The 14,339-nt window shown below is 28.6% G+C and carries 16 protein-coding genes; 15 read left to right on the top strand and 1 reads right to left on the bottom strand.

The annotated features are described in order from the left end of the window. The first annotated feature begins 6 nt into the window (after positions 1–6). The 15 genes from IPH62_13090 (at position 7) to IPH62_13160 (ending at position 13,538) form a co-directional block, all read left to right on the top strand. On the top strand, positions 7–663 hold the full coding sequence (locus IPH62_13090) for a deoxynucleoside kinase (GenBank protein ID MBK7106211.1): 657 nt from the start codon (positions 7–9) through the stop codon (positions 661–663). 2 nt (positions 664–665) lie between these two features. Continuing rightward, the gene (locus IPH62_13095; GenBank protein ID MBK7106212.1) at positions 666–887 is read left to right on the top strand and encodes a hypothetical protein; all 222 of its coding nucleotides are present in this window, start codon (positions 666–668) and stop codon (positions 885–887) included. A gap of 186 nt (positions 888–1,073) precedes the next feature. Then, complete coding sequence (locus tag IPH62_13100) at positions 1,074–2,084, top strand: Ppx/GppA family phosphatase (GenBank protein ID MBK7106213.1); 1,011 nt, start codon at positions 1,074–1,076, stop codon at positions 2,082–2,084. A 110-nt stretch (positions 2,085–2,194) separates the two neighbouring features. Continuing rightward, positions 2,195–3,493 carry an asparagine--tRNA ligase gene (asnS, locus tag IPH62_13105; protein MBK7106214.1) on the top strand — a complete coding sequence of 433 codons (1,299 nt, stop codon included), beginning with the start codon at positions 2,195–2,197 and terminating at the stop codon, positions 3,491–3,493. Positions 3,494–3,517: 24 nt separating this feature from the next. After that, entirely contained in the window at positions 3,518–4,885 is a 1,368-nt protein-coding gene (locus IPH62_13110) for a sodium:proton antiporter (GenBank protein MBK7106215.1), read from the top strand. Then, entirely contained in the window at positions 4,886–5,251 is a 366-nt protein-coding gene (locus IPH62_13115) for a hypothetical protein (GenBank protein MBK7106216.1), read from the top strand. It abuts the gene before it with no gap. A gap of 14 nt (positions 5,252–5,265) precedes the next feature. Then, positions 5,266–6,831, top strand: coding sequence for an NAD(P)H-hydrate dehydratase (locus IPH62_13120; GenBank protein ID MBK7106217.1), 1,566 nt, complete (start codon positions 5,266–5,268; stop codon positions 6,829–6,831). Continuing rightward, a complete protein-coding gene (vanZ, locus tag IPH62_13125; protein ID MBK7106218.1) occupies positions 6,824–7,243 on the top strand; it encodes a VanZ family protein in 420 nt (139 codons plus the stop codon). Before IPH62_13120 ends, vanZ begins: the two co-directional genes overlap by 8 nt. 100 nt (positions 7,244–7,343) lie before the next feature. Beyond that, entirely contained in the window at positions 7,344–7,997 is a 654-nt protein-coding gene (locus tag IPH62_13130; protein MBK7106219.1) for an energy transducer TonB, read from the top strand. A 115-nt stretch (positions 7,998–8,112) separates the two neighbouring features. Continuing rightward, complete coding sequence (locus tag IPH62_13135; GenBank protein ID MBK7106220.1) at positions 8,113–8,763, top strand: energy transducer TonB; 651 nt, start codon at positions 8,113–8,115, stop codon at positions 8,761–8,763. A 93-nt stretch (positions 8,764–8,856) separates the two neighbouring features. Continuing rightward, positions 8,857–9,651 carry an ABC transporter ATP-binding protein gene (locus IPH62_13140; protein ID MBK7106221.1) on the top strand — a complete coding sequence of 265 codons (795 nt, stop codon included), beginning with the start codon at positions 8,857–8,859 and terminating at the stop codon, positions 9,649–9,651. Positions 9,652–9,654: 3 nt separating this feature from the next. Then, a complete protein-coding gene (locus IPH62_13145) occupies positions 9,655–10,671 on the top strand; it encodes a YdcF family protein (GenBank protein ID MBK7106222.1) in 1,017 nt (338 codons plus the stop codon). A gap of 18 nt (positions 10,672–10,689) precedes the next feature. Further along, entirely contained in the window at positions 10,690–11,763 is a 1,074-nt protein-coding gene (locus IPH62_13150) for a Glu/Leu/Phe/Val dehydrogenase (GenBank protein MBK7106223.1), read from the top strand. A gap of 19 nt (positions 11,764–11,782) precedes the next feature. Next, positions 11,783–12,250 (top strand): transcription antitermination factor NusB, encoded by a 468-nt coding sequence (nusB, locus tag IPH62_13155; protein MBK7106224.1) that lies wholly within the window; start codon positions 11,783–11,785, stop codon positions 12,248–12,250. Beyond that, the gene (locus tag IPH62_13160) at positions 12,222–13,538 is read left to right on the top strand and encodes an MFS transporter (protein ID MBK7106225.1); all 1,317 of its coding nucleotides are present in this window, start codon (positions 12,222–12,224) and stop codon (positions 13,536–13,538) included. Before nusB ends, IPH62_13160 begins: the two co-directional genes overlap by 29 nt. Here the strand turns inward: IPH62_13160 and IPH62_13165 are convergent. After that, positions 13,535–14,206, bottom strand: coding sequence for a M50 family metallopeptidase (locus IPH62_13165; GenBank protein ID MBK7106226.1), 672 nt, complete (start codon positions 14,204–14,206; stop codon positions 13,535–13,537). The two genes, IPH62_13160 and IPH62_13165, sit on opposite strands and share 4 nt — an antisense overlap. Positions 14,207–14,339: the final 133 nt, after the last annotated feature.

Below are 14,339 nucleotides of genomic sequence, written 5' to 3' on the forward strand. Positions count from 1 at the left end.
TTGAATATGGAGATTTTTTTGGAACAACCGAGATATATTGCAATTGAAGGTGTAATTGGAGCCGGCAAAACAGCTTTATCAAAAAAATTGGCGGAAAAACTTTCGGCAAAATTAGTTTTGGAAGAATTTGAAAATAACCCATTCTTAGAAAAATTTTACGATGACAGAAAACGTTACGCATTTCAAACACAAATGTTTTTTTTAATTAATAGATTTAAGCAGCAAGAACAATTTAATCAAGAAGATCTTTTTACGGAATATTTGGTTTCGGATTATTTTTTCGATAAAGATCAAATTTTTGCATATTTGAATCTTGCCGGCGATGAATTAAAATTGTACGAAAGCGTTTTTCCATTATTGAAAAGAAATTTGCGACAAATTGATTTGGTGATTTTTCTTCAAGCAAGTGTTGATCGTTTAATTTATAATATTAAAAAACGAGGAAGATCAGTCGAGAAAAATTTAACTAGAACTTACATTAGAGATTTAAGCGAAGCTTATAATAATTTTTTCTTCAAATATAATTCAACGCCTTTGTTAATTGTTAACACAACCGATATTGATTTTGTAAATAAAGAAGATGATTTTGATGAACTTTTCAATCAAATATTTAGAAAAGATAGAGGTTTCATAGAATATTTTAATCCTAAAATAAAAGTATAAAAATGACCGGACTATTTAGATTATTATTTTACATTTTAATTGGTTATATATTTTACAAAAGTTACAAAGTAATTGTAAATATGTTTCGGAATTCATCAAGAAAAAGTTCTGATGAAAATATTTTTGAAAGAGAAAATGTAAAAAGCAGAATTAATAAAAAAGATGCAGTTGATGCGCAATTTGAAGAAATTGACGAAAAAGAAAACCCGCCATCAGATAAATAATTATGTGTAAAAATTTTTAGAATATTAAATTGCCAATTCTGATATGTATAGGCTTACAGATAGAAATATAAAAAATTATTTTTGGAAATCTTCTTATTAGATAGTTTGTAAAATGCGCTTGTCACTTCGACCGAAGGGAGAAGTCTGAAAAGCTAAACAGATTTCTCAGTCGTATACTCCTTCGAAATGACTATTCTAATTTTGATAAGTACTTTTGTGAGATTGACAAATAAACTAACTTTTCTAAAAATTCAAACAATGAAAAAAATTGCCGCAATTGATATTGGTTCAAATTCATTTCACTTAATAATTGTTCAAATTTTACAAAACGGAAATTTAGAAATTATTCATCGCGAAAGAGAAGTTTTACGTTTAAGCGAAAATTTTACAATCGAATCAAAAATAATTTCCGCAGAATTAATTGAAAAATCGATTTTAGTTTTAAATAGATTTTCGGAAATTGCAAAAAATCATAAAGCAGAAATCTTTGCAGTTGCAACAAGCTCAGTGAGAGAATCTTCAAATCAAAATATATTTTTAAATAAAATTTTTGATGAAACCGGAATCCAAATAAAAGTTATTGATGGAATTGAAGAAGCCAGATTAATTTATTTGGGAGTTTCAAATTCCGTTAAAATTAAAAATAAAAAATGTTTCTGTATAGATATCGGCGGCGGAAGCACGGAATTTATTGTTGGAATTAATGACGAAATTATTTTTTCGGAAAGTTTAAAACTTGGTGCGGTTCGTTTAACTAAAAAATTTTTCCCAGATTTAATTATTTCCGAATCTAATATAAATGAATGCAAAAAATATATTGAACAAAATTTATCAGAATTAAAAAGTAAAAGTATTTTGGCTAATTTAGATTTAGTTATTGGAACTTCCGGAACAATTTTATCTGTTGGGAATCTAATAAATTCAATAAAGTTCAAAAAAGATAATTTTGAAAGTTTGAATAACTTCAAAATAAGAAAAGATGATTTACTCGAAATTCAAAAAATTATTTTATCAAAAAAAACTTTGGAAGAAAGAAAAATTATTGTTGGTTTGGATGAAAAAAGAGCAGATATAATTCCCGCCGGAATAATTTTGTTATCATCAATTTTTGAGCAATTCCAAATTGAAGAAATGGTAATTTCCGAATTTGCTTTGCGTGAAGGAATTATTTTTGATTCGTTAAAACGAAAAACTTAACCAAAATTTAACCTTCAAAACGTATTTAATTAACTTAATATTTGTGAAACTTTTACGAAAAGTGGTATTTTAACAACCATAATAAAATCGTTTAACAATTCGGATTAAAAATGATCTCACACGTTTACATTAAAAATTTAGCAAATCACATTGGAAATTCCGTAACATTAAAAGGCTGGCTGTTTAATAAAAGATCAAGCGGAAAAGTAAAATTTTTAATTTTAAGAGATGGCAGCGGATATTTACAATGTATAGTTTTTAAGGGAAATGTTTCCGAAGAAGTTTTTCAATTGGCTGATTCTATTACTCAAGAAAGCAGTTTTGAAATTACCGGAATTGTGAAATCTGAACCGCGTGCAGTCGGCGGATTTGAGCTTGATGTTACAGATTTAAAATTAATTGGAGATTCTGTTGATTATCCAATTACACCTAAAGATCACGGAATTGAATTTTTAATAGATAAAAGACATTTGTGGATTCGCTCAAAAAGACAAGCTGCAATTTTAAAAGTTAGACACAGAATTGTAAAAGCAATCAGAGATTTTTTTGATGAGAGAGATTTCACACTATTTGATCCTCCGATAATTACACCAAATGCTTCGGAAGGAACTTCCACACTTTTTGAAATGGAATATTTTGATTTGGGGAAAGCGTATTTAACACAATCGGGACAATTATACGCTGAAGCTGGCGCAATGGCTTTGGGAAAAGTTTATTCTTTTGGTCCAACTTTTAGAGCTGAAAAATCCAAAACAAGGAGACATTTAACAGAGTTTTGGATGGTTGAACCGGAAATGGCTTTTTATAATCTTGATGATGATATGGATTTAGCGGAAGAATTTTTGGAATATATTGTTCAAACAGTTTTGAAAGATTGCAGATCGGAATTAGAAATTTTGGAAAGAGATACAACTAAATTGGAAAAAGTTGTAAGACCTTTTCCAAGAGTTTCATATACGGAAGCCGTGGAAATTTTACGATCGAAAGGGCATGAATTTGAATGGGGAAATGATTTAGGTGCAACTGATGAAACTGTAATTTCCGAACAATTTGATAAACCGGTTATGGTTCATAGATATCCCGCAGAAATTAAAGCTTTTTATATGAAACGCGATCCGGAAAATCCTAAAGTAGCATTGGCTGTTGATGTTTTAGCTCCGGAAGGTTACGGAGAAATTATCGGTGGAAGTCAAAGAGAAGATAATTTAGATTTGATGTTACAAAGAATAAATGAACATAAATTACCACAACATTATTTTGAATGGTATTTGGATTTACGAAGATTCGGCTCGGTTCCTCATGCGGGATTTGGTTTAGGTTTGGAAAGAACAGTAACTTGGATTTGCGGAATTGAGCATTTGCGGGAAACAATTCCATTTCCAAGAATGATTTATAGGAATACACCCTAATTCTAAAATAAACTTTCAAATATTATGAAAACTAAACTTTCACTATTGTTTTTGATTTTACTTCAAACTCCAAGTTATTTATTTGCATCGGAAGGCGCTCACACATTACCGGAAACTTTTATGGTAATTCCTTTTATTGTTTTGTTACTTATGATTGCAACTGGACCATTATTTTATCATCATTTCTGGGAACATCATTATCCAAAAGTTTCAATATTTTTAGGATTGATAACTGTAGTTTATTATGCATTAGTTCTTGGTGATACACACAGTTTATTTCACACTTTAACAGAATATTTAGCTTTTATTGCTTTGCTCGCTTCATTATTTGTAGCATCCGGCGGAATTTTAATTAAGATTGATAAAAAATCCACACCACTACTAAATACCGGAATTTTATTTTTCGGTGCTGTAATTGCAAATATTATCGGAACTACCGGCGCATCGATGCTTTTAATCAGACCATTTATAAAACTTAATAAAACAAGAATTAAACCTTACCAATTTATATTTTTCATTTTTACTGTAAGTAATGTTGGTGGAGCTTTAACTCCAATTGGTGATCCGCCTTTATTCTTAGGATTTTTACGCGGTGTTAATTTTTTCTGGTTTTTCGGTCACATTTGGTATATTTGGATTATAGCACTTCTTCTAATTTTAATAATTTTCTACATAATTGATTCAAAAAACATTGCCGAAAATGATAGTAATGAATATTCCGGAAAAATTGAATTCAAAGGATTAAAAAATGTTGGATTTTTAATAATAATTCTTCTCTCAGTTTTTATCGATCCGGCAATAATTCCTTGGGTTCCAAGTTTATCTCCGCTTCCTTTTGGAATTAGAGAAATAATTATGTTTTCAATAGTTTATCTTGCATATAAAAATGCCGATGAAGAAATTTTAAAAGCAAATGAATTTGATTTTGAACCAATTAAGGAAGTTGCATTTTTATTTATTGGAATTTTTGCAACAATGATTCCGGCACTGCAATTAATTGCACATGAAGCAAATGTTTTAGGTGATCAATTAGTTCCTGGAATATTTTATTGGGCAACCGGAAGTTTATCTGCATTCTTAGATAATGCACCAACTTTTTTAAATTTTCTTAGCGCAGCAATGGGCAAATTTGGTTTGGATGTAAATAATATTGAACAAGTTCATCAGCTTTCTATTGATTATCCAATTTATTTATCGGCAATTTCTGTGGGCGCTGTATTTTTTGGTGCAATGTCGTATATCGGAAACGGACCAAATTTTATGGTAAAATCTATTTGTGAAAGAAGCGGAATTAAAATGCCAAGTTTTTTTGCATATATTATTAAATATTCAATTCCGGTTTTATTGCCGGTTTTCGCTTTAGTTTGGTTACTTTTTTATTTTGGAGTATAAATGAGAACAATTGATCAAGTTTTAGAAAAAAAAGTTAACGGACTTTTTTACGGTACAAGAGTTTTGCTTCCGTTTGTTTGCGATATTTTAAAAGCCGTTATTGATGATGAAATTATTTACGATTTTAGTTCTGTTTCTGAAGGTGCGTATTATGAAAAATTTGATGAATTTACGGAAATTTATTTTTTTGATCATGAAGATATGTTAAGCGATGTTTCTAAGTATGAAACAATAAAATTAATTGTTGTTGAAGAAGGCGAAGATATTTTTGATACAAAATCGCATAGAAAAATTTCATTAAAACCAAGTGAAAATCATAAATTGGAAATTTTGGAAATTGGCGAAGATATAATTTTTATTGAATAGGAATTTGTAAAAAAATGATTCCACTTTTTAATGTTTCACAAATTAGATTTGCAGATAAATTTGCGATTGAAAAATATTCAATTCCAAGTTTATTGCTTATGGAAAATGCTGCGGAAAGTATAAAAACAGAAATATTTAATGAATATCCGAACAATTCTAAAAATCAAATATTTTCAATTGTTTGCGGAAAAGGTAATAACGGCGGCGATGGATTTGCATTAGCAAGAAAGTTAGCTGTTGAGAATTTTATTGTTAATGTTTTTGTAATTCCAAATAAAAATGAAATTTCCGGCGATGCAAAAATCAATTTTGAGATTTTAGAAAGTATTTCAAAAGATTATAAAAATCTTAAAATTAAATTTTATAAAAAATTATCCGATTTAAATTTTGTAAAAAATTCTGATTTTATAGTTGATGCAATTCTCGGTACCGGTTCGCAAGGTGAATTAAAATCTCCAATTAAAGAAATTGTTGAAGAATTAAATAAAGTAAATTCTATAAAAATTGCTATAGATATTCCAACCGGATTGAATCTTGAAAATGCAAACGGAAATGTAATTTTCAAAGCAGATTTAACTGTAACTTTGGCTGAATTAAAAACCGGACTTTTTTACGAAAAAGGTAAGTTAAATTCCGGTAAAATTGTAAAGGGTTCAATTGGAATTGGCGAAAATTATTTTGATAAATTAGAAGTAAACGAATATTTAATTGAACCGGAAGATGCTTTTTCCGGAATTCCGGTAAAGCAAACAAATTTAAATAAATATTCTGCCGGAAAAGTTTTGGTGATTGCCGGCTCAGGAGAAATGCCCGGAGCTGGAGTTTTTGCAATCAATTCTGCAATGATTTCCGGAAGCGGCGCCGGATATTTGGCATTTCCAAAATCAATTCAGAATTTAGTTCAATCACAAATGAACTCTGCGATTGTGCTGAATTACAAAGATGAAAATTCCGAAATTTTACAATTTAGAAATTTGGAAGAAATTCAATCTAAAATTGATTCGTCTGATTCGATTTTAATTGGTCCCGGATTGGGAAGAAATGAAGAAACTCAAAATGCTGTTTTTGAATTTCTGAAAAATAATTCTTCTAAAAAAATTGTAATTGATGCAGATGCAATTTTTAGTTTAGGAAAGGGAAAATATAAAAAATTAAATTTATCAGATTCAGCATTTACTCCGCACCATAAAGAATTTGCAGATTTATTAGGAATTGAATTTAAGGATTTGACAAATAATTTGCTAAAATATGGCAGAAAATTTGTACAAGAAACTCATTCATTTTTGGTTTTAAAAGGAAGTCCAACTTTGTTGTTCAATAAAAAAGGTGAAGTTTTTATAAATACAACCGGAAATGCAGGTTTAGCAAAATTTGGCAGCGGAGATGTTTTAGGCGGAATTATAACTTCATTTATTGCACAAACAAAAAAAATAGAAAGTTCGGTAATTTCGGCAGTATATATTCATGGTTTAGCAGCAGATTTAATTGCCGATGAAGAATCAGAATTTGGAATTACACCGGCAAAATTAATTAATTACATTCCTTCAACAATAAAATTCTTGAGAAAATCATTTGTATAAATATTTAAAAGAAAATAGATTAAAGGTTTTGGTTATTCCTCTAATCTTGTATTGGATTATTTTGTTTATTGGAACTACGCTACCCTCAACAACTTATGTAGATGTTTTTGAAATTTCGGATAAACTAAAACATTTAGGCGCATATTTAATTTTAGCAGTTTTGTTAGGATTGAATCTTCATTTTCAAGAAAAATGGCAAGGTCTTTCTAAATTTTACCTAAGTTACACTTTTATAATTTGTATTACTTATGGCGTTCTTGATGAAATTCATCAAATTTTTGTACCAAATAGATCCGCAGAATTTTTTGATTGGATTGCAGATTTATCGGGAACTTTAATTGGAATTTTAGTTATTAGAATTTTTATAAATATTATTCGTAATAAAAACATGCAAATTGAAACAAATCAGTAAAAATTTTGTTTAATATTTGCGTTATCGTTTGACAATAATTGAATGTTTTTTTAAGTTAGAACTCAAATAAATACATTCTTTTCTTACGAGGAGGAAAGCAGTGGCATTAACGAAAAATCCAAAAGTTGATCTAAAATTAAAATACAAAAGAGTATTTGAAATTAGTGTAATAATTGCTCTTTTACTTTTAATTTTATCTTTTAAGTACTTCCCAAAAATTGAGGGTGATGCTTTAGCAATAGAGGCACCACAAGAATTGGTTGAAGTTGAAGATGTTGATATTACTAAGCAAGAAACTGCTCCGCCTCCACCACCAAAACCGCCTATTCCGATTGAAGCTCCATCTGATGATGAATTAGAAGATATCGAAATTGAAGATACGGAAATTGATATTAATGAAGATGTTGCAGCTCCGCCTCCGCCAGTTAAAGAAGAGGAAGAGGAAGTTGCTGTTGAGTTTTTTGTTGCAGTAGAAGATATGCCAGAACCAATTGGTGGAATTCAAGGTATTCAAGAAAAAATTGTTTATCCGGAAATTGCAAAAAGAGCTGGTGTTCAAGGCAGAGTTTATATCAAAGCATTTGTTGATGAAGGCGGAACAGTACAAAAAGCTGAAGTAATTAAAGGCATTGGTGCCGGTTGTGATGAGGCTGCTGTTGAAGCCGTAATGAAAACTAAATTTAAACCCGGAAAACAAAGAGGAAAACCTGTTAGAGTTCAGGTTTCAATTCCAATTCTTTTCAAATTAAACTAATTTAGTTTTTTGAAAAATTTAAAAGCGTCTTTTTAGACGCTTTTTTTTTTGCTATCTGAAACAAATCTTAAAAATTTATGTTTAAACGTTATCACTTTCGCAAGGAGATAACACCATGCTAACCAAAAATCCAAAAGTAGATTTAAAATTAAAACATCAGCGAATTTTTGAAGTTGGAATGATTCTTTCAATCTTGTTAGTAATTTTTGCATTTAGGTTTTTTCCTGAAGTAAAATCGCAAACGCATATTCAAAAAATTGAAAATGAATTTATTACAGTTGAGGATGTATTAATAACAAATGGAATTAAAACACCGCCTCTTCCGCAAATACCAATAATTCCCATCGAAATTCCGGAAGATGAGGAATTAATTGATATTGAAATTGAAAATACTGATTTAATTCATACCGCCAATGTTTCTGATGCAAAAAATTACAGAGAAGAAATTGAAAAAATAGATGAACAACCGCCATTTATTTGGGTTGAAGAAATGCCGGAAATAATTGGCGGATTACAATCCTTGCAAAGTAAAATTATTTATCCGGAAATTGCTCAGAAAGCCGGAATAGGTGGAAAAGTAATTCTGCAAGCAACAATTGATAAAATTGGAAATCCAATCGATATAATTGTATTAAAAGCAGTTGGAGCTGGTTGTGATGAAGCTGCAATAGAAGCTCTTAAATCTGTTAAATTTACGCCGGGAAAGCAAAGAGGAAAACCAGTTTATGTAAGAATAACAATTCCAATTGTTTTTGCACTTCAATAAAATTAATTGCACTCATTTTTTTGAGTGCAATTTTATAAAATTGTAAAAACCTACATTTAAAATTCATATCTTTGCAATTATATTTTTAGAATTATGAACTTTCTTGAACTTTTAAATATTGATTTTCGATACGAGACAAATTCTCTCCAATCCTCATTTTTAATTTCCGATTTAAATTTAGTTGTTAATGCCGGCGAATTTATAACAGTTATGGGTCCAAACGGTTCTGGAAAATCTACACTTCTAAAATTAATTGCAAATCTTATTGAACCAAATAACGGTAAAATTTTTTTAGAAGGAAAAAATTATAATTCTTATAAAAGAAAAGAATTTGCAAAAATTGTTTCATTTGTGCCCCAAATAAATAAAATGTTTTTCCAATATTCTATTTATGAAATTGTTATGATGGGAAGAACTCCGTTTCAAAATATTTTTGGAATTGAGAATGATACGGATAAAGAAAAAATTGCAAACGTTTTACAAATATTAGAAATTGATCATCTAAAACATAAAGGTATAAATGAAGTTTCCGGCGGTGAGGCTCAAAGAGCTTTAATTGCAAGAGCTTTGGTTCAAGAACCAAAAATAATTTTGCTTGATGAACCAAATGCTCATTTAGATATTAAACATCAAGTGGCTATTTTTAATATATTACAAAAATTGAATGATGAATTTAATTTAACAATTATGTTAATTTCTCACGAGTTAAATTTGGCAAGTTTTTTTAGCAAAAGAGTCTTGTTGATGAATAATGGAAAAATTGAATTTGATTCCTCACCAAAACAAGTATTAACCGAAAAAAATATCAAATCTATTTTCAAAATAAATTCAAAAGTTTCAGTAAATGAAAAAGACGAAATTTTTATTAAAATTATTCCTAAATTGTAATTAATGTCTTATCAAATAAAAAATATTTTAATAGTTTCGTTCATCGCAGTAATTAATACTTTTCTGCTTTTTTTTGTGAAGTATTATCAAAATAATCTTTCACTTGTTGAGTTTAGTATCAGCAAAACCGGAAATTTTATAAGTATTTTTTTATTAATTATTTTTATAATTGGCGCATTCTTACTTTTAAAACAAAAAGATAGTTTTACCGTTGTAAAATCAAGAATGCTTATTACATTTTCTATTTTATACTTACTACCGATTTTTGTAATTATAATTTTTAATTTTGTTGATTTCAAATTTGCAGACGAATATTTACTTGGATATCCTTTAAAGAAAATAATTCCCGCAATATTTTTTGTATTTAATCAAGCATTCTTTTTGTTCGTTTTATTTTTAATTTGGTTTACATATTTAGGCTATCCGTTATTATCATATTTCTTCTCAAGCGTTGCAGTTGGATTTACAATAATTTTATTTTTAGCAGTTTCATTTATTTGTACATTTTTTACAAGTGAATTTAGTTTAACAAAAAACCAAACTAAATTTGATTACGGAATAATTTTAGGTGCAGCAGTTTGGAGTAAAAATAGACCAAGTCCAATATTTTCCGGCAGAATTGAAAAAGGTGCCGAACTTTACAAAAAAGGAATTGTTGAAAGACTTCAGCTTACGGGAGGAAATGCGCCCGGAGAATTAAGTGAAGCTAAAACTGCTTTTAATTATTTAAATACTATTCATAAAATTCCTAAAACAAAAATATTTATTGAGGAGAAAACCTCAACAACAAATGAGCAAATTAGATTTATAAAAAATGAAATTCTTGAGAAAAACAAAGCTGAAAAATTTTTAATTATTTCGGACCAATTTCATCTTAAGCGAATTGAAGAAATGGCGGATTTTTATAATCTAAATGCAGAAGTAATAAGTTCAAATTATAAATTAAATATGCAAAAATCATTTTATTACAGATTTCGTGACTGTGTAAGTTTGGTAATGTTTTGGTTTTTTGCAATTTGATTTTTAAATGGAGATACAATGAAAAATTTTGATGTTATGGAAAAATTTGGGCATGAACAAGTAATTTTTTGTTCAGATAAGGATTCCAGATTAAAAGCGATAATTGCAATTCATGATACAACTTTGGGACCTGCAATCGGCGGAACACGAATGTGGGATTATGCAAGTTTTGATGAAGCATTAAATGATGTTTTAAGATTATCAAGAGGAATGACATATAAAGCTTCGGTTTCTGGATTAAATTTTGGCGGCGGAAATGCTGTAATTATCGGAAATCCGGAAACACAAAAATCAGAAAGATTATTTAGAACTTTCGGAAAATTTATTGAAGGATTATCCGGAAGATATATTACAGCGGAAGATGTTGGAACAACAGTTAATGATATGGAATACGTTTTAATGGAAACATCTTTTGTTACCGGAATTTCTAAAGCGTTGGGAGGCTCCGGCGATCCCGCTCCCGTTTCTGCTTACGGAGTTTATATGGGAATGAAAGCATGTGCAAATGCAAAATGGGGAAATGATTCTTTAAATGGTAAAAAAATCGTAATTCAAGGCGCCGGAAGAGTTGCTCGTTATTTGTGTGAACATTTATTTAATGAAGGTGCAAAAATAATTATATCCGATATTTTAGAATCTAAAGTTAAAACAGTTTTAGATTCCGTAGATGCTGAAGTTGTTTCTCCGGAAAAAATTTATGATTTAGATTGTGATATTTTTTCGCCTTGTGCTTTAGGTGCAATAATTAATGACAAAACAATTTCAAAATTAAAATGTGAGATAATTGCTGGTTCTGCAAATAATCAATTGGAAGATGAAAATAAGCATGGACAAATGTTAAAGGAAAAAGGAATTTTATATGCACCGGATTATGTAATAAATGCCGGGGGATTAATAAACGTTGCAAATGAACTAAAAGGTTACAGACAAGATCGTGCATTAAAACAAGCAGATGGAATTTACGATGTTTTGAGTAAGGTAATTAAAATTTCTAAGGAACAGAATATTCCTACACATTTAGCATCAAATCAAATTGCTGAAGAAAGATTAAAACAAATTGGGGGAATTAAAAAAATATATTCCGCAAGTTAGAAAATGAGTAATCAAAATTATGAAATCTAAAAGAAGAAAATTAAGAGAAAAAGTTTTACAAGTTTTATATGCTTATGAAATGGAAGCGGCTGGTTTATCAGATATAATGAATGATCAGCTTACAGAAATTACATCAAGTGAAGATAAAGAGTTTTGTTCAAAACTTATTAACTCAATTATTGCAAATCGAAAATTAATTGAAAGTAAAATTGAAAAACGACTTGTAAATTGGGATGTTTCTAGAATTGCAGTTGTTGATTTAATATTGTTAAAAATTGGCGTAGGTGAAATTTTATATATTGAAGATATTCCTCCAAAAGTTACAATAAATGAAATTATCGAAATTGCTAAAGAATATAGCACTGCGAAAAGCGGAAAATTTATTAACGGCATTTTGGATGCAATTCTTGCCGATATTAAAACTGGAGGAAATTTAAAAAAAGTGGGCAGAGGACTTATTGAAAACTCCCTTCCAAAACAATCCTAAATTAAATTTAAATTCTAATAAATTTAAAATTTTTGTTTGGACTTTATACGATTTTGCAAATACATCATATTCGATCGTTGTAGTAACTTTTATTTTTGCTGTTTACTTCAAAGATGTCATTGCACAAAAATTACCAATCGGTGATTTATTTTGGAGTTTAGGAATTAGCATTTCAATGGTTCTTACAGGAATTATTTCACCAATTCTTGGTGCAATTGCAGATTATTCAGCCGGCAAAAAAAGATTTTTATTGTTCTTCACACTGCTTTGTATCATTCCAACATCACTTCTTTATTTTACTCACGAAGGTGATATTTTATTAGCTTTAATTTTATTTATTCTTTCAAACATTGGTTTTGAAGCAGCATTAGTTTTTTACGATTCATTTCTTCCGGAAATTACATCAAGAAAAACTTATGGAAGAGTCAGTGGATATGGTTTTGCTATGGGTTATTTAGGTTCATTAATTATTTTAGCATTGTCTTATCCATTTATTGAATCGGGAAAAATTAAAGAAACTTTTCCACTGGCGGCATTATTCTTTTTTATTTTTTCTATTCCATTATTTTTGTTTTTAAATGATTCAAGAAAAAAAGTTGAAAGCAGCATTTCATTTATAAATATTGGTGTTAGCAGAGTTTGGAATACAATTAAGCATCTTAAAGATTATAAAAATTTGGCATTATTTCTTTTATCATTTTTCCTTTATATAGAAGGAGTAAATACAGTTATATTTTTTGCGGGAAATTATGCTTCAACAACTTTAAATTTTACAATGATTGAATTAATTATTTTTTTTATAATTGTTCAAACCACTGCAATTTTTGGATCAATATTATTTGGAATTATCTCTGATTCGATCGGACAAAAAAAATCCATAATAATTTCATTATTCATTTGGATTTTTACAATTGTGCTTGCTTATTTCACAAGCAGCAGCGAAAGTTTTATAGTTCAAATTTTATCTAAATATTTTAATATTTCTGATCAACAAATTATGATTAAAAGTTTTTATTTTGTTGGACTTTTAGCCGGAAGTGTAATGGGCGCAACTCAATCAACAAGCCGAAGTCTTATGTCAAAATTAACTCCGGAAAGTAAGAAAACTGAATTTTTTGGATTTTATTCTTTGTTTGGAAAAAGCAGCGCGGTTATTGGTCCGTTAGTTTTTGGATTAGTTAGTTATAGTTCCGGAAATCAAAGATTTGCAATTCTTTCGGTTGGAATATTTTTTATTTTAGGATTATTTAGTTTGCATTTTGTAAAAGACACACAGCCGCAAAATTAATTTTTAGAATTTTTAAAAGTAAATTTTAGAAGAAATAACATCACAATAATTGAAATTATAAACCAAATAAATCCCCAAACATTTGAAGAAATTCCGGTTAAATATTCTAAAATTTGAGTGTCTGTTTCGCGAATTGTTTGCGTAAGTAAATCTTCTTTAATATCGGAAATAATATATAAGCAGCTTACCAATCCAAAATATTGAAGAAATAATTTTGAGATTTTTTCAGGCAAATATCTTGGAATTAAAAACAGTATTAGTGAAGCAATTAATCCAAGAAATATTTGTAATTCACCCTTAACTAAATTTACTGTTACAATAAAAACGACAAGAGCCAAAATGCTTAAATACCATTTTTTAAAGCGAATTGAAAATGAAGATAAAAATAACAAAGAGCCGAAAATTAAGCTTCCTAAATAACCGGCTGAAGCAATAATAATTGAATTTCCGCCTTCAATTGAAGTTTTGCCGGCTAAGTTTAAATCAAATGTTAAATAATTAATTTTCCCGCCGGAAATTATTCCAGCTAAAACATGGCTAATTTCATGAAAAATTATTATAAATAATTTTAATGGAAATAATAGAAAAGTATCGAAAAGAAATAAACTAATTATTACAAGACTTAAAATTATTCCAAACGAAAAAAATGCAGATTTGTTTTTTACCAAGATAAACTAAAGTATAATTTAATAACGAAAAATTTTGATCGAAAATTAACATTTTGATATTTAATTATCAAAATAAATTGATAATTAAAATTTATTTAAAATTTATACATAAAAATTTAATTGAAATAATGTT

The organism is Ignavibacteriota bacterium, from assembly GCA_016708125.1.
In the GTDB taxonomy this organism is placed as follows: Bacteria; Bacteroidota; Ignavibacteria; order Ignavibacteriales; family Melioribacteraceae.